The organism is Micromonospora sp. NPDC053740 (genome assembly GCF_040677775.1).
Classification (GTDB): Bacteria; Actinomycetota; Actinomycetes; order Mycobacteriales; family Micromonosporaceae; genus Micromonospora; species Micromonospora alfalfae.
The window spans coordinates 902,724-925,513 of sequence record NZ_JBFASO010000001.1 but is presented as its reverse complement, the minus strand read 5'-3'; the positions used below and the strand labels follow the sequence as shown (position 1 = coordinate 925,513).

21 protein-coding genes and 3 pseudogenes are annotated in these 22,790 nt (G+C 69.6%); 12 read left to right on the top strand and 12 right to left on the bottom strand.

Going from position 1 to position 22,790, the window contains the following annotated elements; genetic code table 11:
- Positions 1-122: 122 nt before the first annotated feature.
- The 3 genes from AB0K35_RS04100 to AB0K35_RS04090 all read right to left on the bottom strand — a co-directional run bounded on the left by AB0K35_RS04100 (position 123) and on the right by AB0K35_RS04090 (position 2,592).
- Positions 123-326 carry a cold-shock protein gene (locus tag AB0K35_RS04100; RefSeq protein WP_043326981.1) on the bottom strand — a complete coding sequence of 68 codons (204 nt, stop codon included), beginning with the start codon at positions 324-326 and terminating at the stop codon, positions 123-125.
- A gap of 357 nt (positions 327-683) precedes the next feature.
- Positions 684-1,232, bottom strand: coding sequence for a hypothetical protein (locus tag AB0K35_RS04095; protein ID WP_363883625.1), 549 nt, complete (start codon positions 1,230-1,232; stop codon positions 684-686).
- Positions 1,225-2,592 (bottom strand): molybdopterin-dependent oxidoreductase, encoded by a 1,368-nt coding sequence (locus AB0K35_RS04090; protein WP_363883623.1) that lies wholly within the window; start codon positions 2,590-2,592, stop codon positions 1,225-1,227. The genes AB0K35_RS04095 and AB0K35_RS04090 overlap by 8 nt, the downstream gene beginning before the upstream one ends.
- A gap of 115 nt (positions 2,593-2,707) precedes the next feature.
- Between AB0K35_RS04090 and AB0K35_RS04085 the strand changes: the two genes are divergently transcribed.
- Positions 2,708-3,769 carry an NAD-dependent epimerase/dehydratase family protein gene (locus AB0K35_RS04085; RefSeq protein WP_363883621.1) on the top strand — a complete coding sequence of 354 codons (1,062 nt, stop codon included), beginning with the start codon at positions 2,708-2,710 and terminating at the stop codon, positions 3,767-3,769.
- Between the two features lie 24 nt (positions 3,770-3,793).
- Here the strand turns inward: AB0K35_RS04085 and AB0K35_RS04080 are convergent, their stop codons facing one another.
- A complete protein-coding gene (locus tag AB0K35_RS04080) occupies positions 3,794-5,206 on the bottom strand; it encodes a hypothetical protein (protein ID WP_363883619.1) in 1,413 nt (470 codons plus the stop codon).
- Between the two features lie 145 nt (positions 5,207-5,351).
- Between AB0K35_RS04080 and AB0K35_RS04075 the strand changes: the two genes are divergently transcribed.
- The 3 genes and pseudogenes from AB0K35_RS04075 (at position 5,352) to AB0K35_RS04065 (ending at position 7,539) form a co-directional block, all read left to right on the top strand.
- The gene (locus AB0K35_RS04075) at positions 5,352-6,026 is read left to right on the top strand and encodes a glycosyltransferase family 2 protein (protein ID WP_363883617.1); all 675 of its coding nucleotides are present in this window, start codon (positions 5,352-5,354) and stop codon (positions 6,024-6,026) included.
- Positions 6,023-6,625: pseudogene (locus AB0K35_RS04070) on the top strand (TIGR04282 family arsenosugar biosynthesis glycosyltransferase); the annotation flags it as partial. The gene AB0K35_RS04075 and the pseudogene AB0K35_RS04070, both read left to right, overlap by 4 nt.
- 275 nt (positions 6,626-6,900) lie before the next feature.
- Positions 6,901-7,539 carry a class I SAM-dependent methyltransferase gene (locus tag AB0K35_RS04065; RefSeq protein WP_363883776.1) on the top strand — a complete coding sequence of 213 codons (639 nt, stop codon included), beginning with the start codon at positions 6,901-6,903 and terminating at the stop codon, positions 7,537-7,539.
- Positions 7,540-7,715: 176 nt separating this feature from the next.
- Here the strand turns inward: AB0K35_RS04065 and AB0K35_RS04060 are convergent.
- Positions 7,716-7,862, bottom strand: a pseudogene (locus AB0K35_RS04060) (IS630 family transposase); the annotation flags it as partial.
- A 664-nt stretch (positions 7,863-8,526) separates the two neighbouring features.
- Here AB0K35_RS04060 and AB0K35_RS04055 point away from each other — a divergent pair.
- The 5 genes from AB0K35_RS04055 (at position 8,527) to AB0K35_RS04035 (ending at position 12,603) form a co-directional block, all read left to right on the top strand.
- Entirely contained in the window at positions 8,527-9,774 is a 1,248-nt protein-coding gene (locus AB0K35_RS04055) for a glycine betaine/L-proline ABC transporter ATP-binding protein (RefSeq protein WP_363883615.1), read from the top strand.
- Positions 9,771-10,664 (top strand): ABC transporter permease subunit, encoded by an 894-nt coding sequence (locus AB0K35_RS04050; protein WP_238668082.1) that lies wholly within the window; start codon positions 9,771-9,773, stop codon positions 10,662-10,664. The genes AB0K35_RS04055 and AB0K35_RS04050 overlap by 4 nt, the downstream gene beginning before the upstream one ends.
- 80 nt (positions 10,665-10,744) lie before the next feature.
- Positions 10,745-11,629: a glycine betaine ABC transporter substrate-binding protein gene (locus tag AB0K35_RS04045; protein WP_238668081.1), complete on the top strand. Its 885-nt coding sequence runs from the start codon at positions 10,745-10,747 to the stop codon at positions 11,627-11,629.
- Between the two features lie 186 nt (positions 11,630-11,815).
- Positions 11,816-12,244 carry a PRC-barrel domain-containing protein gene (locus AB0K35_RS04040; RefSeq protein ID WP_363883612.1) on the top strand — a complete coding sequence of 143 codons (429 nt, stop codon included), beginning with the start codon at positions 11,816-11,818 and terminating at the stop codon, positions 12,242-12,244.
- An 80-nt stretch (positions 12,245-12,324) separates the two neighbouring features.
- Positions 12,325-12,603 carry a BON domain-containing protein gene (locus AB0K35_RS04035; protein ID WP_363883610.1) on the top strand — a complete coding sequence of 93 codons (279 nt, stop codon included), beginning with the start codon at positions 12,325-12,327 and terminating at the stop codon, positions 12,601-12,603.
- A 176-nt stretch (positions 12,604-12,779) separates the two neighbouring features.
- Here the strand turns inward: AB0K35_RS04035 and AB0K35_RS04030 are convergent.
- The 5 genes and pseudogenes from AB0K35_RS04030 to AB0K35_RS04010 all read right to left on the bottom strand — a co-directional run.
- A pseudogene (locus tag AB0K35_RS04030) lies at positions 12,780-13,220 on the bottom strand (MarR family transcriptional regulator); the annotation flags it as partial.
- A gap of 78 nt (positions 13,221-13,298) precedes the next feature.
- The gene (locus AB0K35_RS04025) at positions 13,299-13,460 is read right to left on the bottom strand and encodes a hypothetical protein (protein WP_363883608.1); all 162 of its coding nucleotides are present in this window, start codon (positions 13,458-13,460) and stop codon (positions 13,299-13,301) included.
- Positions 13,461-13,546: 86 nt separating this feature from the next.
- Positions 13,547-15,526, bottom strand: a complete 1,980-nt coding sequence (locus AB0K35_RS04020; protein WP_363883606.1) for an acyl-CoA dehydrogenase — start codon at positions 15,524-15,526, stop codon at positions 13,547-13,549.
- Positions 15,527-15,698: 172 nt separating this feature from the next.
- Complete coding sequence (locus AB0K35_RS04015; RefSeq protein ID WP_363883604.1) at positions 15,699-17,288, bottom strand: hypothetical protein; 1,590 nt, start codon at positions 17,286-17,288, stop codon at positions 15,699-15,701.
- A gap of 8 nt (positions 17,289-17,296) precedes the next feature.
- The gene (locus AB0K35_RS04010) at positions 17,297-18,187 is read right to left on the bottom strand and encodes an ABC transporter ATP-binding protein (RefSeq protein ID WP_363883602.1); all 891 of its coding nucleotides are present in this window, start codon (positions 18,185-18,187) and stop codon (positions 17,297-17,299) included.
- A 208-nt stretch (positions 18,188-18,395) separates the two neighbouring features.
- Between AB0K35_RS04010 and AB0K35_RS04005 the strand changes: the two genes are divergently transcribed.
- Genes AB0K35_RS04005 through AB0K35_RS03995 form a run of 3 tightly spaced genes read left to right on the top strand, consistent with a single transcriptional unit; the run spans position 18,396 to position 21,198 of the window.
- Positions 18,396-19,322: an ABC transporter ATP-binding protein gene (locus AB0K35_RS04005; protein ID WP_363883600.1), complete on the top strand. Its 927-nt coding sequence runs from the start codon at positions 18,396-18,398 to the stop codon at positions 19,320-19,322.
- Positions 19,300-20,088, top strand: a complete 789-nt coding sequence (locus AB0K35_RS04000; RefSeq protein ID WP_363883598.1) for an ABC transporter permease subunit — start codon at positions 19,300-19,302, stop codon at positions 20,086-20,088. Before AB0K35_RS04005 ends, AB0K35_RS04000 begins: the two co-directional genes overlap by 23 nt.
- 60 nt (positions 20,089-20,148) lie before the next feature.
- Positions 20,149-21,198 carry a helix-turn-helix domain-containing protein gene (locus tag AB0K35_RS03995; RefSeq protein WP_238668073.1) on the top strand — a complete coding sequence of 350 codons (1,050 nt, stop codon included), beginning with the start codon at positions 20,149-20,151 and terminating at the stop codon, positions 21,196-21,198.
- A 15-nt stretch (positions 21,199-21,213) separates the two neighbouring features.
- Here the strand turns inward: AB0K35_RS03995 and AB0K35_RS03990 are convergent, their stop codons facing one another.
- Both AB0K35_RS03990 and AB0K35_RS03985 read right to left on the bottom strand, forming a co-directional pair.
- Entirely contained in the window at positions 21,214-22,236 is a 1,023-nt protein-coding gene (locus AB0K35_RS03990; protein ID WP_363883596.1) for a Na+/H+ antiporter NhaA, read from the bottom strand.
- Between the two features lie 126 nt (positions 22,237-22,362).
- Positions 22,363-22,662, bottom strand: coding sequence for a BON domain-containing protein (locus AB0K35_RS03985; protein ID WP_238668071.1), 300 nt, complete (start codon positions 22,660-22,662; stop codon positions 22,363-22,365).
- Positions 22,663-22,790: the final 128 nt, after the last annotated feature.

Below are 22,790 nucleotides of genomic sequence, written 5' to 3'. Positions count from 1 at the left end.
CTCGCTACACCGGGATGGCCGGACGCCTGCCGATCAGCGATTCTGAGATGACGTGGCGAGCGCATGAAACGCCGAACGGCGGCCCAGCTGAATCAGCCGGGCCGCCGTTCGCGGAGCGTGGATCAGAGCGGGCGGATGTTCTCCGCCTGCGGGCCCTTCTGGCCCTGGGTGACGTCGAACTCCACCTTCTGGTTCTCGTCAAGGCTGCGGAAGCCGCTCGCCGAGATCGCGGAGAAGTGGGCGAAGACGTCGGCGCCGCCGTCGTCCGGGCTGATGAAGCCGAAGCCCTTGTCGGCGTTGAACCACTTCACGGTACCTGTAGTCATGTCTGCTCCTCGCAGGCTGTTGGAGACCGCACTGTGCGGACCCTCACGCCGCCGCGTTGATCACCCGCGTCGAAACGACACGAAAAACGAAAAGCGCCTGGGTGGGTTTCGGATACCCATCAGGCGCTGGAAAACGTCTACGGAAATCAAAACTGCAACCCGGATACCGTAGCAGATGATCCGTCGTCCGTCCCTGCGGGGGAGTGGGGACCTGGTCACTGACTTGGTGCGCCTGCCTGCGGTCTTCGGCCTCGACGCCAAGGCACTGCCACCGATCACCCCCACTTCGGCCCGGGACAGTTCCGCGGACCTCGTCATGCTCGTGCCTTCCTGGGTCAGCGACGGGGAGTCACCTGTTCAACGCGCCGAACCGTCGACCCGTCGCCAGCGGATCTGCCGCACGAGGTACCAGACGCCGCTGACCAGGAACAGCGTGGCGGTGATTGCCAGCCAGCGGGCCAGGTACGGATGCTGGTCCTGACCGGTGGCCGCGAGATAGGTCTCCCGGCCCCGCCGCAGGATGCCGGGAAGGTAGACCAGGAACAGCAGCCCGGTGGCGAGTGCCGGTACCCGGATGTGGTTCAGCGGGGATGGTCGGGATGGCGTGTGCCCGGCTCGGCGAGGCAGCGGGTGGTGTGCAGCGGGCGACTGACCGTCCGTAGCGGCGTGGCCGGAGCGCCGGAGCGCACCGCGCAGCACCCGGTCGGCCGACGCGTAGATCGGAAAGAGGATGAGGTCGTGGGCGACGGCCGCGCCGACGAACCAGAGCAGCATCCGGCCGGCCGTGGCCTCTTCGGCGATTCGCAGTGCTACCCAGCCGGTGAGGGTGAAGCAGGCGATCATGGCGACGAGGTGCTGTGGGGACGATCCGTAGGCCGCCCGGAATCGGGGGAGAGGCTCAGCCATCGGCGCCGGTCCGGAAGGTGATGTCGGCGACCCATTTCGTGCAGTGCACGCCGGGCAGAGCCGGAACGATCACCCGGGCGGGAAAGCCGTGGTCGGCCGAGAGATCGGCGCCGTTGACCCGCAGAGCGAGCAGAGAGTCGGCGTCGAGCACCTGGTTGGCCTGGAGGATCGCCTGGTTGAACAACCCGGCCTTCTCCAGCGACCGCACCTGCGCCGACGCCGGATCGTCCACACCGACCAGGGCGGCGAGGTCGCGCAGTCGTACACCTGACCAGGTTTGTCGCGTCGACCACCCCTCCACGCAGGCGATCGGCAGGCGGGCGGTGTGCTGGCCCATGGCCAGCAGGCGGAGACGGTCGAGGGTGACGAGACGGCCGCCGCCCCGCACCGTCAACCGCCACCGTTGCCCGGTCTCGTCTGGCCCAATACCTGCCGCGGCGGCGGTGCGGTTGATCGGAAAGCCGTTCGGTCCGGTGCCGGGCTCACGTCCGCGCGGTAGCAGCAGTGCGGTGCGACGCCAGCGACCGTCGAGGCTCTGCCCGATCGTGAGGGCGCCGAGCAGCAGCGACAAACCACCGACCAGGGCTATCGCGCCGCGTCGGCTCATTGTCGGTGCGCCGGGTGCGGTGGCCACCAGGTCGTCCGGATCGGGTGGCTCGGGCCGGGTCGCGGTCAGCGGGGTACGCAGCTCGGCCCGACGTGGCTCGCGCTGCCCCGATCGGCGGGGGTCCCGCAGGGCCGGCCGGGATCGGAGTGCGCTGACCAGCCGGGGCAGCTTCAGCGTCACATGTGCCACGAACGCTGCGATGAAGACCCAGGCGCCGAAGTAGTGCGCGGTGTAGAAGTCGAAGCCGAACAGGTACGCGTACTGGATGTTGAGCAGACCGGTTGCGATCTCGAAGAGGATCCCGCCGACCAGCAGCAGCAGGGACAGCCGCTCCAGCACCTGGGCCAGCGAGCGGGCCGGTGGCCAGATGAAGAGCTTCGGGATCACCGACCAGAGCTTCGCCAGCACCACGGGGATCAGGATGATGCCGAGCGTCACGTGCAGCCCCTGGGTGACCCGGAACAGCCAGGACGGCCGAGTCGGCCAGTCGAACGGTGGCAGCCGTAACCAGCCCACCTCGCGGGGTAGGGCCTGATCGAACTGGGGGCCGTAGGCGGCGTAGTCGAGCAGCCCGGTGATGATCACCAGCGGCAGCCCGACGAGGAGCACGGCGCCGTAGACGGCGGTCAGCCATGGACCCCGCAGCGGGCTGCGCCAGCGGTCTCCGCGCAGACCGGGGATCGGTGGGGGATGCCGCTCAAGGGCCCTCCACCACCGCTGGGGGAAACCCGTCTGCCGGTCCGTCACACCCATATCCCGCGACGCTAGACGCCGTGGGCGCCGAAGTTGGCGCATACCGGGATACCGATCGCCTGGCAGGGGGGTGATTCGACCCCACCCCGGCCGAGTGCGGTCTACGGTCACCGGGATGCGCGTACTGCTCACCGGCGCGGCCGGCTTCATCGGATCGCAGATCGCCGACCTGCTCGTCGCCGAGGGCCACGACCTGGTGGCGCTCGACGCGTTGCTGCCTCAGGCACACGGCCGGGAAATCCCCGAGTGGTCCCGGCGGCACGCCCCGGTGGTCGGTGACGTCCGGGACGCCCCGCTGCTGGACCGGCTTCTTCCCGGAGTGGACGTGGTGTGTCACCAGGCGGCGATGGTGGGACACGGACTGGATCCGTCCGACGCCCCCGACTACGTCAGCCACAACGACTACGCCACCGTGGTGCTGCTCGCCGCGATGCACCGGGCCGGTGTGACCCGGCTGGTGCTGGCCAGCTCGATGGTCGTCTACGGCGAGGGTCGGTACGTCTGCGCGGCGCACGGCACCGTGCGGCCCGCCTCCCGTAGCGTCGCCGATCTGGCCGCCGGCCGGTACGAGCCAACCTGCCCGGACTGTGCGGGCACCCTCTCGCCAGCTCTGGTGCCCGAGGACGCGCCCCTTGAGCCGCGAAGCACGTACGCGGCCACCAAGCTTGCCCAGGAACACCTGGCCGCCGCGTGGGCGCGACAGACCGGCGGGAGCGTCTGGGCGCTGCGCTACCACAACGTCTACGGCCCTCGGATGCCCCGGGACACCCCGTACGCGGGGGTGGCCTCGATCTTTCGGTCCGCACTGGCGGAGGGTCTGCCGCCGAGGGTGTTGGAGGACGGCCGGCAGCGCCGCGACTTCGTCCACGTCACCGACGTCGCCAGGGCCAACCTGCTGGCGTTGACCGCCTCGCCACCGCGGGGCCTCGTGCCGGTCAACGTCTGCTCAGGCGAGCCGCACACGGTGGGTGAGCTGGCTGTTGCCCTCGCTGAGGCGATGGCCGGGCCGGTGCCGCAGATCGTCGGTGGTGGCCGGGCGGCCGACGTCCGACACGTGGTCGCCGATCCCCGGCGGGCGGCGAAGCTGCTCGGCTACACCGCCCGGGTCGGGTTCGCCGAGGGGGTGGCCGCCTTCGCCACCGATCCGCTACGGGAACCGGCCACCCTCACCGCCTGAGATCGTCGCACTGCCGCCGGCGGATCAGGACACCGTCCACAGCAGGTGACTGACCGCCAGAGCGGTGACCACCTGCCCAGCCAGCCACAACCGTTGGGCAGCCGGCGGCAGGTGGGCGGCGGCCACCAGCAGCCAGACCACGAACGGTAACCAGATCCGTTCCACCTCCGCCTTGCTCAGCCCGGACAGATCAGCCGCGACGACCGCCAGCACGGCGGCCAGCGGCAGCAGCACCGTCGGCCCGGCTCCCCGCAGGGCGTCAAGCCAGGCACTCATCCCGGCTCGGTCCGGCCCACGCCATCGCATCGCTACGCTGCGCGCCGGACCGGCCGACGCGAGCGCGGTCCTGCGCAGTGCGGGCCCGAGCGCCGGGCCCGCACAGAGCAGAAGCGCCGACATGTTCGCCCACACCCAGTAGCCGTACGGGCGATCCGCCGCCCAGCCCTGGTGATACCGCTCAACCACCAGGTGGTAGCCGTCCAGCCACCAGAAACCGGCCAACGTGAAGGTGGCAACCACCGCACCGGCGCCGGCCAGTGCGGCGAGCATCGCCGGCCACCGGTCTCGCGGTCGCAGTGCCACCACCGCCAGGGCGAGGACGCCGACCAGTACGAGGCCGTACGACAGGTAGAGGGCGAAGCCGAGCAACAGGCCCCCGACCGCGGCGGCGGCCAGTCCCCGCACCACCAGCAGGGCCAGCCCTGCCGCGACCACACCGGCGAAGATGCCGTCGGCCGAGACTCCCACCCAGATCGCGCCGGGCAGCAACACCAGGAACGGCAGCACCTGGCGGGCGGCTTCTTCCGCGCCGAGGGCCCGCAGCGTCACCGGCACCGACACGGTCACCGTCGTCCCGACCAGCACGCATGCCAGGGCGGCGACGGTGGGGCCGCCGAGGCCGATCCGGTCCAATCCGACGAAGAGCAGCAGCGCACCCGGTGGATGGCCGGCGGTGTGGGTGGACCACGCGTTCGGCTGAAAATCGAGGATCCGGGCACTGAAGCCGGCCAGCATGGTCGTGATGTCGGCGACTCGGGGCACCTCGTGCAAATATTCGGCCTGCGGGGTGAGTCGCCGGGTGAAACCGGCCGACCAGCCGTCCACCAGCGCCAACGACATCGTCCACGCGACCGCCGCGAGGTAGGCGGCGACCAGCAGCCGGCCCCACCCGGCGGTCCGGGCCCACCGGATGCCCCAGCCGAGCACCACGGCGGCGACCAACAGCGCGGCCGGGGTACCCCAACCCAGGTGCGGACGCCAGGTGGCGTAGAGCGGCGCGGCGTCGGCGTGCAGACCGACTCCGCGCGCGTTGAGCAGCACGCCCACCGCCACCGCGGCGGCGACCAACGCCACCTCGACGCCGAGCACCACGAGGTCGGCGTCGACACGCCGGGCGGGCACGTCCGGTCCCCGGCGCAGGGGCGCGAGCACTCTCATGACGACCGGACGGTACGGCCATCACCGGCCCGGTGGTGCGGGAACGGGCCGGACATCACCGTTCGATGAGGGAGCGACGCTGGCATGGACGCTGATGGTCTGATTTCGCCCATCCAGGGCGGCTTGGCGTCCTAGCGTTTCCGGTATGCCATCACCGATCGACGTGGTACTGCCGTGTCTCGACGAAGCCGCGGCGCTACCCGGCGTCCTGACCGCCCTGCCACCCGGCTACCGGGCGATCGTGGTGGACAACGGCTCCCGGGACGGCTCAGCGGAGGTCGCGGCCCGGCACGGCGCCCGGGTCGTCCACGAAGCGCGTCGGGGCTACGGCGCGGCCGTACACACCGGCCTTGAGGCGGCGCAGGGCGCACTGGTCTGTGTGCTCGACGCCGACGGCTCCTTCGATCCCACCGAACTCCCGGCACTGGTCGCGCCGGTGGCCAACGGGTCGGCCGATCTGGTGGTCGGTCGTCGTCGGCCCGTCGCCGCCGGTGTCTGGCCGTGGCATGCCCGGGCCGGCACCGCGCTGGTCGCGGCGCTGCTGCGGCACCGGGGCATACCGCTGCGCGACCTCAGCCCGATTCGGGTGGCCCGCCGCGAAGCGCTGCTCGGCCTCGGAGTCACCGACCGCGCCTTCGGATACCCGTTGGAACTACTCATCCGCGCCGCCGCCGCAGGCTGGCGGATCCGGGAACTCGACGTGCGGTACTCGCACCGCGCCGCCGGCACCCGGTCGAAGGTCTCCGGCTCGGTACGCGGCACGCTCCGCGCGACCCGGGACTTCGCCGGGGTCCTGCGCACTGTGGAGCGATCGCGGTGACAGTCCTGCTGGTGATGGCGAAGGCACCCGTGCCCGGGGCGGTGAAGACCCGTCTCTGCCCACCGGCCAGCCACCTGCAGGCGGCCCGGATCGCCGCCGCGGCACTGCTGGACAGTCTGGACACCGTACGCGCCACGCCCGGCGTCACACCCGTCCTCGCCCTGCACGGTCGGCTGGCCGACGCCGAAGAATCCGCCGAGCTGACCGCGGCGATTGCCGGCTGGCAGATCCTGCCGCAGCGCGGCACCGACCTCGGCGATCGTCTCGCCAACGCCCACGCCGACGTGGCGGACGCCTACCCGGGTCGACCTGTGCTCCAGATCGGCATGGACACGCCACAGCTGACGTCGGCGCAGCTCGATGCGGCCGCCCACCGCCTCACCCTGACTGACGCCGTACTCGGCCCTGCCATCGACGGCGGGTGGTGGGCCCTGGGCCTGCACAACCCCCGGCACGCTGCCGTGCTTCGCGCCGTGCCGATGTCCACCGCACTGACCGGACACCACACCATCGTGGCCTTACGCAATGCGGGTTTGCGGGTAGATCCCTTACCCCTGCTTCAAGACGTCGACGAGTGGGCCGACGCACTGGCGGTGGCCGCGTCGACTTCCAGCGATGCGCCGACATGGTCGACCGACGTGATTGCCGACGGTCGTCCTGGGCTTGCCGACGGTCGTCCTGGTCGGGCCGTGACGGTCTTGCCCGGGCGGTCCGGGGGCCAGAAAGCGGCCCACCCGGAGGCCCGCCCGGCGCGGCACGGTACCGGCAGCCGCTTCGCCCGCCAGGTCGCGGCGGTTCAGCGCAGCCTGACGCCCGGGATCCCACGGTGAGCCGCAGCATCCGGGCCAGACCGACCGAGGCATTCGGCAGCGCGTTGCGGCGCCGCACCGACGACCACTGGCTGGTGCACTGCGACAACGGTTGGCGCAGCCGCCTGCCGGTACGCCGGTGGCACGGCCCGGCCGAACCGGCGGTGGCCGCACTCGTCGCCCGATGCATCGGCCCGACGCTCGACCTTGGCTGCGGTCCAGGCCGGCTCACACTGGCACTCACCCGGGCAGGACTGACCGCCGTCGGAGTCGACATCTCCGCGCAAGCGGTTCGGTTGACCCGGGCCCGAGGCGCAATCGCCCTCCAGAGAGACGTCTTCGCCCCACTGCCCGCAGAAGGGCGTTGGGCGCACGCGCTACTGATCGACGGGAACATCGGCATCGGCGGTGACCCCGTCACCCTCCTCGGCCGGTGCCACGACCTGCTGCGCCCCGGCGGCACCGTGCTCGTCGAACTCGAAGCACCAGGCCCGGGACTGTGGCGCGGTCAGGCCCAACTGGCCCTTCAGGCCGCCGGCGGTGGTTCTCGCCTCGGGCCACCGTTCCGGTGGGCCCGGCTCGACACCATGGCGGTCACCGGGGTGGCCTCTACCGCCGGGCTCACGGTCCGCGAGGTGTTCCGCCGCGATCGCCGTTGGTTCGCCGAGCTGGCCGAGGACAACTCTGGCGCGGTCACCCCATGAGGTGAGGTCATTGCCGGCTTGCATCTGCTCGGCGGCGCTGATGACGCGTGCGCATCCGGACCACGGTGACCAACTGCGGTGGAGCCGGCGCGGAGGGACCTGTCGACAGTACGAGCGGGGTCCCGCCGGTCAGATCCGCATCGCGGACGATGAACTCCGCAACCATCACCGGCCTGCGGCCGGATCACCAGGGGCCCGAACTCAACGAACGCGAACACTCGCTGCGGGAAGCGGCTGCTCACGTACTCAGTTCGGGCGAGCTTGGCGTCCCGGTCAGGGTCGGTGGACTCCCACGTCTTTGTCCGCTGGAAGATGATCTTGTTCTGGTGCAGTGCAGGTTCTGCCACCGCTACTGCCGGTCGCCCCTCAGTCGAGGGCAATGGACGCAGGCCGTGCGCGCAATACAAGAATACCGACGCCCCAGTAAGTCACCGAGGGAGACCGTGGTGAGAGGGCGCACCAACCACGTGATCCAACGTCTGCCCGTTCGCTCGGCCTGATGCGTTGGGCGTTGCCTGAATGAAGGCTATTTCTGCGAGCCTTGAGCCGCGAGCGGGAGCCGCAGCGCTATCCCGCAGATGAGACTACGCGATCGTACCGCGATGGAATATGACGGTTGTATGACAGTTCTTTGTCAACCTCGTCAAATTCTGGAACTGCTCTGCGATTAGGCGCCGAAACGCTGGTGAGGCGCGCTCCAGCAGGACGATCGGTGCAGGTCGGGTGGAAGCCGGGCGGTCCGCGGGTGTTGGGCGATGGATCGCGCAACATCTGCCGAGGGCCAATCAGGTGCCGGTGCGTGAAAATTTTTGTGTGCATATCCACAACCCGCGGTGCCGACTGGATTTGTCGCGATGACGTCGGTAGGTTTCGCCGCCGGGCCTATGTGACCCGCTGAATGTGATCGATGTTGATATCGACGATGAGACGCGAAGAGGGCGCCCATGGCGCGATACGCCAACCGGTTTCCGTCTCGAAAGGGGGGTCGTGTCCGCGCTCACAGTGCAGTCGCTCTACAAGATATTCGGCAGTCGAGCTGACGAAGCGGTAAGACGTCTGGGGGACGGGAGGCCCCGCGGCGAGGCACTGGCCGGGCTGTCGGCCACGGCCGCCGTGATCGACGCGAATTTCGAGGTACGCCCAGGCGAGATCTTCGTCGTCATGGGCCTCTCCGGTTCCGGAAAGTCGACCCTGATCCGGATGCTCAACGGCCTGCTGCAGCCCACCAGGGGCAGCGTGCGGGTCGATGGGGTCGAACTGACCACGCTCAAGCCGGCGGCGCTGCGCAAGCTGCGCCGCGAGAAGATCAGCATGGTGTTCCAGCACTTCGCGCTCATGCCGCACCGGACGGTGCTGGAGAACGCCGGGTACGCGCTGGAGGTCGCCGGGCTGCCCAAGGCCGAGCGACGTGAGCGGGCCATGGACGCGCTGCGCATGGTGGGCCTGACGGAGTGGGCGGACAACCTGCCGCACGACCTTTCCGGCGGCATGCGGCAGCGGGTCGGGCTGGCCCGCGCGCTCGCTGCCGGCACCGAGATCCTGCTGATGGACGAGGCATTCTCGGCACTGGACCCGCTCATCCGCCGGGAAATTCAGGACCAACTTCTGGACCTTCAGGCCGAACTGGGCAAGACGATCATCTTCATCACCCACGACCTCAACGAGGCCATGCGGCTCGGCGATCGGATCGCCGTGATGCGGGACGGGCGGATCGTCCAGATCGGCACCGCCGAGGAGATCCTCACCGACCCGGCCAACGACTACGTGGCGCAGTTCGTCGCCGACGTCGATCGGACCCGGATCCTCACCGCCGCGTCGGTCATGGAGAAGCCGCAGCAGGTGCTGGACGTCAACGCCGGTCCCCGGGTCGCCGCGAAGGCGCTGCGGGAAAGCCAAACCTCGGTGGTCTACGTGACCGGTCCGATGAAGCGGTTCCTCGGCACGGTCACCGAGGACGAGGTGTTGCGGGCGCTCCGCGAGGGCCGCCCCCACCTCGACGGTTACGTATCGACCCAGCGGGTCCGCACGGTCACCGCGGACACCTCGGTGGCCGACCTCTTCGGCGACTGCGCGGAGAGTCAACACCCGGTGGCCGTTCTCGACGAGCGCGACCGGCTGATCGGGGTGATCCCCCGGATCACCCTGCTCAGTGCGCTGGCCGCCGCGACCTCGAGCGAGCCGACGCAGGACCAGGACCAGGCGGAACTGGTCGCAACGGAGGGAGAGCCGACATGAGTCTGACGCAGTCGCCGCTCGACAGTTGGCTGCCCCGGGTGCCGTTGGGCACCTGGACCGAGTCCGCCGTCGACTGGGCAACCGGCGCCCTCGGCCCGTTCTTCGACGGTGTCGCCACCGTCGTCGAGGCGCTGGTGCGACCGCTCAACGACCTGCTCACCGGCGTACCGGCGGTGGTGGTCGTACTGGTGCTCGCCGGGCTCGGCTGGTGGCTGCGCGGTTGGAAGTTCGCCCTCGGCACCGCGATCGGCCTCGGCCTGGTGGCCGGAATGCCGTACTGGGAGGAGACCATGAGCACGCTCGCGCAGGTGCTCGTCGCCAGCACCCTGGCGTTGCTGATGGCCATCCCGCTGGGCGTGCTGGTCGCTGAGAACAAGCGGGCCTCAGCGGTGGCCCGGCCGGTGCTGGACCTGATGCAGACCATGCCCGCGTTCGTCTACCTCATTCCGGCGATCTTCTTCTTCGGCATCGGCACCGTGCCGGGCGTGCTGGCCACCCTGGTCTTCAGCATGCCGCCCGGCGTACGCCTGACCGAGCTCGGTCTGCGTCAGGTCGACAAGGAAATCGTCCAGGCCGCCGAGTCCTTCGGCGCGCCACCGTGGATGGTGCTGCTGCGGACGAAGCTGCCGCTGGCACTGCCCACGATCATGACCGGCGTCAACCAGGTCATCATGCTGGCCCTGTCCATGGTGGTGATCGCCGGCATGGTGGGCGCTGGTGGCCTCGGCGACGTGATCATGTTCGCGTTGTCGCAGGTCGAGGTGGGCAGCGGCTTCGAGGGTGGGATCGCCGTCGTGATCCTCGCCGTGGTACTCGACCGCCTCACCGACTCGGCGGGCGACCGTCTCCCGTCCGCCCGGGCGCAACGCCTCGCGCGGCAGGCCGCCTGACCCCTCGCTCTCCGCCGGCAATCCCTCTCCCGCGTACGCGGGAGCCCGCCGGCATACCCGAAAGAGGAAGGACAACCCTTTTGTTCACGACACTGAAGCGTGCCCTCGCGCTCACGGTGACCGCCGCCCTGGCCCTCGGCGCCGCTGCCGCCTGCGGCGACCAGGACGACGCGTCCGACAACGGCAAGAAGATCACCATCGGTTACATGGCCTGGGACGAGGCGATCGCCGCGTCCCACCTGTGGCAGGACATCCTGCAGGACAAGGGCTACGAGGTCGAACTCAAGAACCTGGAGGCCGGTCTCGTCTACGGCGGTCTCGCCAACGGCGACATCGACCTGTTCCTGGACAGCTGGCTACCCCAGACGCACGCCTCCTATCTGGAGAAGTACGGCGACAAGCTGGAAAAGCTCGGCGTCTGGTACGACGACGCCAGCCTGAGCATCGCGGTGCCGGCCTACGTCGAGGGTGTCGACTCGCTGGCCGACCTGGCCGACAAGGCCGGCAGCTTCGACGGGCAGCTGATCGGCATCGAGCCGGGCGCAGGTCTGACCAAGGCCACCCAGGAGAAGGTCATCCCCGAGTACGGCCTGGACGGCAAGCTGAAGCTGAAGACCTCATCCACGCCGGCGATGCTGGCGGCCTTGGACGGCGCGATCGCCGACAAGAAGCCGATCGTGGTGACCCTCTGGCATCCGCACTGGGCCTACGCCAAGTACGAGTTGAAGGACCTCGCCGATCCGAAGGGCACCCTCGGCCAGGCCGAGCAGATCAACACTCTCGCCCGCACCGGCTTCGGCGGCGACTTCCCCGAGGTCACCGCGATGCTGAAGAAGTTCAAGATGGACGGTGAGCAGCTCGCGTCCCTGGAAGACCTGATGTTCAACACCCACAAGGGCGACGAGGAGAAGGCCGTCGAGGAGTGGCTGAAGGCCAATCCCGACTACCTGAACACGCTTTCCTGACCCACCTGAGACGAGGAGGCCCCGCCGGATCGGTGGGGCCTCCTCGTCCTCTCCGCCCGACGGGTCAGTGACGGACGGGCATTCAGCCGTCACGAAAGTGGGCAGCAACCGTCATCGGTTCGTCGTCTAGTCCCGGCCGTGGTTTGGGTAGCGCATAAGGATCAGACGCTACGGAAGGAGCAGCTCGTGCCACGCGACACGACGGCGATTCTGGTCAAGCTCGGTGACTCCGGGCAGACGATCGCGGATGCCGAGCAGGACGTGCGCGGTCGGCGCGTCCTCGACGCCGACGGTGACGACCTGGGCAAGGTCGACGACCTGCTGATCGATCGCGAGGAGCACAAGGTGCGGTTCCTGCGTGTCGAGCACGGGGGAATTCTCGGCATCGGCGCCACTGCCACCTTCCTCCCCGTCGAGGCGGTCAGCGAGGTCACCGACGACACAGTGCGGGTCGATCTCACCCGGGAGAAGGTCGAGCAGGCCCCGACGTACGACCCGGAGGTTGTCGAGGAGACCGGCTACTACGAGGACGTGTACTGGTACTACGGCTACGCGCCGTTCTTCAGCCCGCGTGGGGTGGCTGCGCCGTACCCGGTGCCCCCGACCCGACGCTGAGTTGCGGCCACCCCCGAGCGGCCGGTATTTCAGCGGCCGAACACGTCCCGCCGAAACCGAGGCATCTGTGAGGGAACATCATGACCTACGTCCCCTGGTTCCTGCCCGACGACCTTCCACCGCTGGTCCAGTTCCAGCCAGCCTCCGAGGATGCCCGGTTGGCCTGCCGGCTGCTGGACAGCATGCAGCGGGATCCCCGGTTGCGTCACGAACGCATCTGCATCGAGGTGCAGAACCGCGTGGTCATCCTGGACGGCGTGGTTACGTGCGCCGACGTGCGCACGGAGGCCCACGCCCGCGCCTGGAGCGTTCCGGGAGTGCACGACGTCAACAACCGGCTGCGGCCGTTGGAGCGGTGAAGAGCCGGTCGGATGGATACCGCTGCCGGCGGGTTTCCGCGGCCCGGCACATGCCGGCGGCCGCTAATGAGGGTGGGCCGGTCTGATGACGGAAAGTCGGACCGGCTGCCCTCAGCCTTCCGGCTGCGGAGCGCCCTGAGGTCGGGCAGCGGCGGCAAGCCCTGAAGCGCCAGGAACTACCGAGTGATCTGTTCCCAATGGCGCCACCACTGTTCTTCCGTGGGCTCGCCGGCCGCGACCACCAACGAGTTGATCAGCTCGGCGGTCGTCCGGGGCTCCGTGCCGACAGTTCGCACCAGGCGCCGGATCTCCTGGGTTCGGTGCCGCATGACGTCGCCCACCAGCGCCTTGCCGGCCTCGGTGAGAGTCAGCAGGGCCACCCGCCGGTCCGACGACTGCTGCTGCCGGGCCACCAGGTCCCGGCGTACCAGGCGGTCACAGGTCCTCGTCGCCGTGGACGGGTGCACGTGCAGCGCGGCGGCCAGGTCCACCGTGCGTAGCGGACCACGGGAGGCGAGGATGACCAGTGTTCGGTACTGCGAGAGAGTGACCTCGACATCCAGAATCGCCAGGGTTCGAGCGGTGATCCCCACCAGGGCGCGGCTGAGGGCCGCGAGTCCGGCGAGGGCGACATACTCGTCTGTGGCGCGCCGAGACGAGAATCGCTCGGTACATCTCCGCCGACGAGGAGACCGTCAACGGCCCTTGGTCGGAACGGCCACGGTTCCCAACGGCTGCGGTGGGTGAATGGTGATGCTCTGCGTCACCGACGCCACCCTGATGCCGTTCTCCGCGAAGCGGTCCAGCACTCGTCGGGTGACCTGGTCCTTGACCTGTCGGGCGGCGCGTACCGGCACCACGAACCGCGCCGACAACCCGGGTGGGCCGTCACCAGCTTCTGAAAGCCTTCCGCCCAGACGTCAGCGCCGCAGGACTCTTCCTCCTACGCCGGTACCACCTGGGGATCGTCGGCGGCGTCGTGGGTGGCCATGCTCTCCTGCCGCTGGGGTTCCTCTCTGAGGATGGCGCAGTGCAGCCAGGCGTCCGGGATGGCGAAACCGTCCACGAGCGTGCGCAGGTGCGGGCGTAGCTCCTTGAGTAGACCGTTGACCACGGCCGTGATGGCCTTGGCGCGGGCCGGTGTGAGCCGGCCGTGCTCCAGGAACCACCCCTTGTTGGCCTCGATGACGCTGAGCGCGTACAGGTCACAGAGCCGCGAGAGCAGCGCCCGGACCGCCGGGTCGGGGGTGTCTTCGATGCCGGCGACGAACGCCTCCAGGGTGACCCGGTCGATGTGCGCGGCGGCGACGGTCAGGACGTGGTCCTGGACGTCGTTGAAGATGTCGAAGGGCCGGTCCTTCTTCGTGGCCGCGCCGTTGCGCAGGCGGCGGACCGCCCCGTCGAGAAGGTGCCTCTCGCGGTCCTCGAAAACCTTGAGCTGCCAACCGCGGTCGGTGACGGCGACCTCCTCGTCACGACCCGGCACGGCGCTGATCAGCCGCTCGATGAGCGACCGCGCCGCGGTGCGTTCGAGCACCATCTCGCGGACCTGCTCGGCGACGAAGGAAGCCCGGCCCCAGCCGTCCAGCGAGCCGAAAGCGTCCCGGTGGCCGGTGAGCAGCCCCTTGGCCACCAGTTGGAGCAGCACCGTGTTGTCGCCCTCGAAGGTGGTGAAGACGTCGGTATCGGCCTTGAGGCTGGGTAGGCGGTTCTCGGCCAGGTAACCGGCGCCGCCGCACGCCTCGCGGCACATCTGGATGGTGCGGGTCGCGTGCCAGGTCTGCGCGGCCTTGAGGCCGGCAGCCCGGGATTCCAGCTCCCGTTGCCGATGCTCGTCGACCGGCCCGTCGCCGCCCTGCACCTCGCTGAGCGCGGCGACCAGCTCGGTCTGGGCGAAGTGCAGCGCGTACGTGGTGGCCAGGGCTGGCAGCAGCTTGCGTTGGTGGGCCAGATAGTCGTTGAGCAGCACCTCCCGTTCCGCGTCGGGGGTGCCGAACTGACGGCGGATGTCGCCGTAGCGCACCGCGATGGTCAGCGCCGACTTCGTGGCCGCCGACGCCGCGCCACCCACGCTCACCCGGCCGCGGACCAGGGTGCCGAGCATGGTGAAGAAGCGCCGGGAGTCGTTCTCGATCGGGCTGGAGTACGTCCCGTCCTGAGCGACCTGACCGTAGCGGTCCAGAAGCATGTCCCTCGGCACCTGTACGTGCTCGAAGGTGAGCCGCCCGTTGTCAACGCCGAGCAGGCCGGCCTTGGCCCCGGCGTCGCCGATGCTCACGCCGGGCAGCGGGTTGCCCCGCTCGTCGCGGATCGGCACCAACCACGCGTGTACGCCGTGCCGCTGACCGTTCGTGATCAGCTGCGCGAAGACCACCGCCATCCGCCCGTCCCGGGCGGCGTTGCCGATGTAGTCCTTGCGGGCCGCCTCGTGCGGGGTGTGCAGGTCGAAAGTCTGCGTCCGCGGGTCGTACGTGCAGGTGGTGCGCAGCTGCTGCACGTCGGAGCCGTGCCCGGTCTCGGTCATCGCGAAGCAGCCGAAGACAGTGCCGGAGACAATGTCCCGCAGATAGGCGTCGTGGTGCCGCCGGGTGCCGAGGGCTTGGACAGCACCGCCGAACAGGCCCCACTGCACGCCCGCCTTGACCATCAGCGACAGGTCGACCTGCGCCAGCATCTCACTGGCGATGATCGAGCCGCCGACGTCGGAGCTGCCGCCGTACTCGGTGGGGAAGGCAGAGGCCATGCCCAGTTCGGCGGGGAGTTCGCCGAGCAGTCGGGTGATCCGCTCCCGTGCCTGGTCACCGGTCTCGCCGTACACCGGGAGGAAACGCGCGTCGAGGTGCTCCCGGTGCGCGTTGCGGACTGCGGCCCACGGTCCGTCGAGCACGTCCCGCAGGCGGGCGAGGTCGATCTGATCGGGCACGGTCCCTCCTCAGTTAGCGGACATATGCATACAGGTCGTACTCGATCAAGGATAGCCGCGCCAGTGAGCACTGACGGAGACCGTGCCGCCTTCGCCGCGCCACCACGGCGATTCTGGTCAAGCTCGGTGGCTCCCGGGCAGCCGATCGCGGCTGCTGCGACGGCTACCCCGCTCAGGCATAGAGGTCACGCCGACGGTAGCCGATCGTGCCGGCGACCACTCCTGCTGCGGCGATGCCGACCATCCCCAACGCTGACGGCCATGCCGGTGCGGTGGCCGGGACCGCGGCCAGGTGCGCGAACGGGGACAGCGCCCGGATCCAGGGGGGCGCGTCGATGCTGTCGGCGAGGACCTGCCACAGGAACCCGCCAGCGGCCGGGAGGGCGCCGATCGCCGCGACAGCGCGCGGTGTCCATCCGAGCGCCAGGACGGCAGCTCCCAGACAGAGCAGCACGACCGGCACGACGTTCCAGGCGCCGACGAGCGCGTCACCGGCCCCAAGGCCGGCATCGACAGTGGCCGTGCCGGCCCACATGGCGACGCCCGCCACAGTGATCAGGACCAGCGCGGCGCAACCAGCGACGGCCGCTTCGGCGGCCATCTGCCGTGCCCGGGTCACCGGTGCGGCCAGCAGCAGGGTGAGACGCCGGGCGTTCTCGTCTGCGGCGGTGGCGGCGAGCCGCACGGCGACGAACACCCCGGCCGGGACGGCCAGCAGCGCGTACAGGGTGGCCGCGTAGCCCTCGACCGTGCCGAGTGCCGGGAAGCCGGCCTGGGCCGCCATGGCCGCGAAATCGGGGTTGCCGGTAAGGAATTCGGTCATGGACCGGGCGATCAGGCCCAGGAGCAGGAAGTACGCGCAGGTCCCGGCTGACCATGCGGCCAGCGGTCGCATGGTGCGCCGTACTGCGAAGGCGGGCACCGAACCGAGCAACGCGGTACGCGCCGGCCGACTGCCGCGCGTCGCAAGAATCGCCGCGCCGACGTCACGCCGCGCCGCAAGCCGACCGGCGAACGCCAGCAGCAGCACCGCAGCGAACGCCAGCACCAACACCGGCAACCCTCGATTGCTGTCGAACGGGCGGGTCAACGCCAAGAGGCCGAACGGGGACAGCCACCGAAGCCAGGCCAGCGCGGGCACACCGTCGCCGACCATCCGCGTGAGGAGCCCCACGACCAGGACGGCGGCTGCGGCACCGTTGGCCGCCGAACGGCTGACGAACAGCTGCGCGCTGACGCCCCCGACGGCGACGAAGGAGAGCCCGACGGCGGCGAGGCCGGTGCCGTGCAACAACGAACCCGCGGTGTCCACGCCCGCAGCGATCATCGCCGCTGCGGTCGCCGCTCCAACGAGGACCGGAACGACGGCCAGCACACCGAGGTGCTGGCGGACCGCCTCGGCGAGGGTGATGCGGCCGGACAGCAACAGACTCCACCGGCCGGCGTCCTCCTCCCCGCGGGTGATCCGGGTGGCGGCCAGCATCGCCCACACTCCGAGCAGGACCGCCAGGACGGTGCCTGTACGCCACACCGTGAACCCGCCCGCATTGTCGAGCGCGACCGGTTCGCCGAACAGGGTGCGGATCGCCGGGTTGCGGGCCAGCGCCGCCACCGCCGCCGGATCCAGTGCCTCGCTGCGGTAGCCGACAACCACCAGGGCGGACATGCCCGCGCACACAGCGGTCACGACCAGGGCACCACGGCGCACCTGGCGCACCGCGAGCCCTCTCAGCACACGCTCCGGGCGGGCTGCTGCCGCCATGGTCGCGATCATCGGGCGTTCTGCCCGTAGTAGGCGAGGAAGATCTCCTCCAGGCTCTGCTCCCGGACGACGATCGTCGCCACATCGGCGTCGGCCAGGGCGCGCAGCGCCGCGGCGGGGGAGCCGTTCAAGGTGAACCGCACTGTTTCGGCGCCGTCTGTGTGCAGGCCGTGGACGCCGTGGACGCCGGTGAGGTTCGGTGGCGTGCCGGTGAATGTCGCGGCCACTTCGGTGTGGTGCAGTCGACGTAGCTGTGCGACGGACGCCACCTCCACCAGTTCACCGGCGCGCAGGATACCGACGCGGTCACAGACCGCCTCGACCTCGGCGAGCTGGTGGGAGCTGAGGAACACCGTCTGCCCGTTGTCACGGGCGACCCCGACCGCCTGCCGGAACTGCAGTTCCATGAGCGGGTCCAAGCCACTGGTCGGCTCGTCGAGCACCAGCAGAGGCGCCCGGGTGGCGAACGCCGCGATCAGGGCGATCTTCTGCCGGTTGCCCGTCGAGTAGGTGCCGGCCGGTTTGGACACGTCCAGCGCGAATCGTTGAATGAGCTCGTCGCGGTAGGCGGTGTCCGTGCCGGGGCCGATGCGGGCGAGCAGGTCCAGCACCTCGGCGCCGGTCATCCGTGGCCACAGCGCCACATCCGCCGGCACGTAGGCGAGCCTGCGGTGGGCCGCGGCGACATCGGCGGCATCGGTGTCGAAGACCCAGGCCCGTCCGGAGGTGGGTCGGGCAAGGCCGAGCAGCAGCCGGATCGTCGTTGACTTTCCGGCACCGTTGGGGCCGAGAAACCCGAACACCTCACCCGCCGCGACGTCGAGGGTGAGGTCATCGAGGGCGAGCAGCCGTCCGTACCGCTTGGACAGATGTTCGGTGCGCAGGGCAGAAACGCCCATCGGAGCCTCCAGAGCCGCAGCAGGACATGACCTGCCGACCAGACTTCCCGGCGCACCTGACGTGAGAATACTCCCGGCGGTCGCGGCGCGGAGGCCCCCCGGGCTGGTGATCGGACTACTGGCTTCCGATGTTCGGCAACAGCCTCTGTGTCATGTCGGCCGGATGCTGACCTGGATGCCGGGTAGCAAGGCCGGCGACGATGTGGGCATGACAAGCGACATCGCCCTGCTCACCGAGGACCTGACCAAGTTCTATGGTCAGCGACGCGGTATCGAGGGGCTCAACCTGGAGGTTCGCGCCGGGGAGGTGGTGGGGTTCCTGGGACCGAACGGAGCCGGGAAGACCACCACGATCCGGCTGCTGTTGGACTTCCTGCGCCCCACTCGTGGACACGCGACTGTGCTCGGGCTCGACCCGCGCAGGGACAGGACCGCACTGCACCGTCAGGTCGGCTACCTGCCCGGCGAGCTCGTGTTTCCCGGCCGGGACAAGGCGGAAGACCTGCTGCGCTTCTTCGCCGCGGCGCGCGGCGGCGTGGCCTGGTCGCAGGTGACCGAGTTCGCGGAGCGGCTCGACCTGGACCTCTCGCGCTCGGTACGGACGATGAGTAAGGGCAACAAGCAGAAGGTCGGGTTGGTGCAGGCGTTCATGCACCGGCCGGCGGTACTGGTCCTGGATGAGCCGACCAGTGGCCTGGATCCACTCATGCAGCAGGAGTTCCTGGCCATGGTCCGCGACGCCAGTGGTGCTGGGCAGACCGTCTTCATGTCCTCTCATGTCCTGGCCGAGGTGCAGCAGGCGGCCGACCGGGTCGCCATCGTCCGCGACGGCGAGTTGGCCGCGGTCGAGCGGGTTGAGTCACTGGGGAAGCGGGCGGTCCGCGCCGTCGAGATTCATTTCGACGATCCGGTGGACCCGGCAGAGTTCAGTGTCCTGCCCGGCGTGAGTGACGTGGTGGTGTCCGGCCCGGTGCTGAAATGCACTGTCGATGGCCGCATCGATCCGCTGATCAAGGCAGCGGCGCGTCATCAGGTGGTCGACATGTTGTCGGCCGAGCCTGACCTGGAAGAGACGTTCCTGTCGTTCTACTACCACGGGGAAGGAGCCGGCGATGCTTCCCGCGCTGGTGCGTAAGACCTGGCGTGACGACCGCCTGGCATTGATCGGGTGGGCCGGTGGCGTCGCCGCTTTCACCGCCATCTACACCTCGTTCTACAGCCAGTTCCAGGGCGCCGCGGAGCTGAAGCAGGACGCGCTGCCCCAGGGCATGCTGGACTTCCTCGGCATCGCCGACATGCTGTCGCCCGCCGGCTATCTGCAGGCGACCATCTTCAGCCTGGTCGGCCCACTGCTGGTCCTGATGTGCGCCATCACGCTGACTGCCCGCACGATCGCTCGGCCGGAGGAGGACGGCGGCATGGAGCTGATGCTGGCCAATCCGGTCTCGCGAGCCGCTTTCGCCTGGCAACGGGTGGCCGCCGCCGGCAGCGCGCTCACCGGGATCGCCGCCATCCCGGGGATCCTGCTGATGATCATTGTTCCCTGGATCGGCATGGACATCCCCCTGTCCAACGTCGCCGCCGCGTCCGCCGGCCTGGTCGCCCTGGTGTGGAGCTTCGCTGGCATCGCCTTCCTCGTTGGCGCCGCCACCGGAAAACGGGCTGTCGTCCTCGCGATCACCGGTGGCCTTGCCCTGGCCGCCTACATGGCCAACGCCATCGGCGGCATGCTCGACGGGTGGCACTGGGTGCGCTGGCTGTCACCGTTCCACTACTTCATCGGCACGGACCCGCTGCACACCGGCTGGCATCCGGTCGAGCTTCTCGCCCTCGTGCTCCTCGGGGCCGCAACCACGACCGCCGGAGTCATCGTGTTCGACCGTCGCGACATCGGTGTGTAAACCTGAGGCTGGTGGCCTCCGCTTACCGGCGGCCACCAGCACGCCGACAAGGAACAGCCCATGAGCGACGACAATTGGCTGGCGGCCAACTGCCAGGATCTGCTGTACGTCCCGGCCAGTGCCCGGCGTCAGGCAGCGGTCAACCTGGGTGCCCGCGCAGCGGATGAGGGGCTGACGCTGCCCGATCTTCTTACCGGTCTGCTGGATGCCACCACTGCCCACTGGAACGCCACACCGGTCGCATCGACCGACACCGCCGCCGCCGTGCATTCCCGCGCCGAGACACTGCTCGACACCGCCCGTGTCCTGCTCACCGATGCCGTGGACGGGTACACCCGGCAGAACCGCGCCGAGCTGGATCGCCACGACAACGAACGTGCCGCATTCGTCAACGACCTGCTCACCGGCCGTGCCGACCCAGGAGGTCTGGCCGAGCGCGCACACCGGTACGGCATCCGCCTGTCGGCCACCCACACCGTCCTCATCGCCCGTGCGGCCGGCCTGACTCCCGGCATCACGCACCGCATCGATGCCGCACTGGCCTCCAGGTTCGGCGAAGGCAACACCCTCACCACCCTCCGCGACGGCGACGTGGTCTGCATCAGCGCCGGCGGCCTACGCGGCATCGCGGCCGAACTCGCCCACCTGCTCCTCACCGAACTCGGCGCGGGCAACTGGCAGATCGCCGTCGGCCGTACCCAAGCCGGGGTGCAGGGCCTGGCCACGTCGCTCGACGAGGCCCGCCACACACTCGACTACGCCGTCAGGCTCGGCTTCACCACGCCCGTCCTCAATGCCGCCGATCTGCTGGTGTTCCCCGTGCTGCTGCGTGACCGAGACGCCATCACCGACCTGGTCACCACGGTCCTCGGGCCACTGACCACGGCGCGCGGCGGTGCCGAGCCGTACCTGGAGACCCTGACCGTGCTCTTCGACAACCAGGGCAACCACACCGCAACCGCCCGGCAGATGCACCTGTCCGTCCGCGCGATCACCTACCGACTCGACCGCATCCGAGACCTGACCGGCTACCACCCCGGCGAGCCGACCCAACGGTTCACGCTGCAGACAGCCGTACTCGGCGCTCGACTGCTCGGCTGGCCGCCGTAGCCCAGGAGTGCCAGATCAGGACGGCGTCGTCCTGGTCGGCTGCTCCTCATAGACGTCGGGCACCCCGTCGGCGTCGCTGTCACGCTCCTCCAGCGCGCAGACCCCCTGGTAATGCCGATTACGAGCGCGGAGAACGACGGTTGCCAGCACCGCCGACAGCAGCGACCCCAGCAGAACGCCGATCTTGGAATGGTCGTCGCGTTCGCTGCCGGCGCCGAACGCCAATTCACCGATCAGTAGCGACACGGTGAAACCGACCCCGGCCAGCAGCGCCAACCCCACCATGTCCCACCAGGCCAGCCCTTCCGCGAGCCGGGCCCGGGTGAACCGCTGCACGAGCCAGGTCGCACCGAGAACGCCCGCCGCCTTACCCACCACCAATCCCATGATCACGCCCAGGGCGACCGAGTCGGTCAGGGTTGCGCCGAGGCCACCCGCCCCGGCAACCGAGACTCCGGCGGCGAAGAACGCGAACACCGGCACCGCGACCCCGGCGGACAGGGGCCGGATTCGGTGTTCGAAGTGCTCCGCCAGGCCAGGCCCAGGTCCCGGCTTGCGGCGTAGCACCGGCACGGTGAAGGCCAGCGCGACCCCGGCGACGGTGGCATGCACCCCGGAAGCGTGCACCAGTGCCCACGCCGTGGCGGCCAGCGGCAGCAGCAGCCACCAGGACCGCACCCGGCGCTGCACCAGCAGACCGAACAGCGCCATCGGGGCCAGCGCGAGCAGCAGCAGCCCGAAGTGCAGGGTACTGGTGTAGAAGACCGCGATGATCACAATGGCCAGCAGGCCATCGGCGGCCCACTGCGCCAACGAGAGGTCCAGATGCAGCGCCGCAGGGCCCACTGTGACGTCGGCGAGCGACCGGTACGCGGCGGACCAGGGCGAATTCGCCCAGGCGAGGGCAAGCACGGCGGCGATCAGCAGCAGCACCCCACCGACCGTTTCGGTCCGGAGAATGTCCCCGATCCGGCGTACCTCAGGCCAACTCCTGCGGCTGAGCAGGAGCGGCGTGCGGTTCGCCGGTGGGCGGCTCATCGTGGTCCTCCGTGGGGTCGGTGACGAAGTCGCCGACCAGTCTTCCCAGCACACCGGCTACTACGTTAGCCAAGCGACGACCATCAGCCTGTCACCGCCCCTGAAAGCGTCACCGGTGATCGTCGGTCACCGGTGACCACGCCGTGGGCCGCTGAGCCGCAGTGTGTTGCAGAGGTCGAAGACGCCCGGCACGTCGTAGGCGAGGTCCGCTGCGACCTGCCGCGCGTTCGCGTCACTCACCACGCCAGCGAGGATGACGACCCGGTTCTGCACGGAGACGGTGATCTGCTGACGCCGCGTGGTCCAGTCGATGCTCAATCGCTGCGCAACCAGCGCCTCAAGTCTCAGGTCCTCGTGGTCCGGTGCGGCCTGGTGCGAGGTGTCGGCGGACCAGTTCTCATCGGGCAACGGCCATGGCATGTGCATGGTCAGCTCCTTGATTGTGACGAGGTCGGGAGGGATGGCGGACGGCGAGCCGGTGGCGTCCTCACGCCGGTCAGGAACGCGACCGGGTGGGACTCAAGAAATGTCACTCCTGCTCCTCGTCCACCTTG

What these genes read in the sequence shown, in the direction of transcription:
- AB0K35_RS04100 (WP_043326981.1), bottom strand. Translation starts at nt 326, where the DNA reads ATGACTACAGGTACCGTGAAGTGGTTCAACGCCGACAAGGGCTTCGGC.
- AB0K35_RS04095 (WP_363883625.1), bottom strand. Translation starts at nt 1,232, where the DNA reads ATGGCTGAGCCTCTCCCCCGATTCCGGGCGGCCTACGGATCGTCCCCA.
- AB0K35_RS04090 (WP_363883623.1), bottom strand. Translation starts at nt 2,592, where the DNA reads ATGGGTGTGACGGACCGGCAGACGGGTTTCCCCCAGCGGTGGTGGAGG.
- AB0K35_RS04085 (WP_363883621.1), top strand. Translation starts at nt 2,708, where the DNA reads ATGCGCGTACTGCTCACCGGCGCGGCCGGCTTCATCGGATCGCAGATC.
- AB0K35_RS04080 (WP_363883619.1), bottom strand. Translation starts at nt 5,206, where the DNA reads ATGAGAGTGCTCGCGCCCCTGCGCCGGGGACCGGACGTGCCCGCCCGG.
- AB0K35_RS04075 (WP_363883617.1), top strand. Translation starts at nt 5,352, where the DNA reads ATGCCATCACCGATCGACGTGGTACTGCCGTGTCTCGACGAAGCCGCG.
- AB0K35_RS04050 (WP_238668082.1), top strand. Translation starts at nt 9,771, where the DNA reads ATGAGTCTGACGCAGTCGCCGCTCGACAGTTGGCTGCCCCGGGTGCCG.
- AB0K35_RS04035 (WP_363883610.1), top strand. Translation starts at nt 12,325, where the DNA reads ATGACCTACGTCCCCTGGTTCCTGCCCGACGACCTTCCACCGCTGGTC.
- AB0K35_RS04015 (WP_363883604.1), bottom strand. Translation starts at nt 17,288, where the DNA reads ATGGCGGCAGCAGCCCGCCCGGAGCGTGTGCTGAGAGGGCTCGCGGTG.
- AB0K35_RS04010 (WP_363883602.1), bottom strand. Translation starts at nt 18,187, where the DNA reads ATGGGCGTTTCTGCCCTGCGCACCGAACATCTGTCCAAGCGGTACGGA.
- AB0K35_RS04005 (WP_363883600.1), top strand. Translation starts at nt 18,396, where the DNA reads ATGACAAGCGACATCGCCCTGCTCACCGAGGACCTGACCAAGTTCTAT.
- AB0K35_RS04000 (WP_363883598.1), top strand. Translation starts at nt 19,300, where the DNA reads ATGCTTCCCGCGCTGGTGCGTAAGACCTGGCGTGACGACCGCCTGGCA.
- AB0K35_RS03995 (WP_238668073.1), top strand. Translation starts at nt 20,149, where the DNA reads ATGAGCGACGACAATTGGCTGGCGGCCAACTGCCAGGATCTGCTGTAC.
- AB0K35_RS03990 (WP_363883596.1), bottom strand. Translation starts at nt 22,236, where the DNA reads ATGAGCCGCCCACCGGCGAACCGCACGCCGCTCCTGCTCAGCCGCAGG.
- AB0K35_RS03985 (WP_238668071.1), bottom strand. Translation starts at nt 22,662, where the DNA reads ATGCACATGCCATGGCCGTTGCCCGATGAGAACTGGTCCGCCGACACC.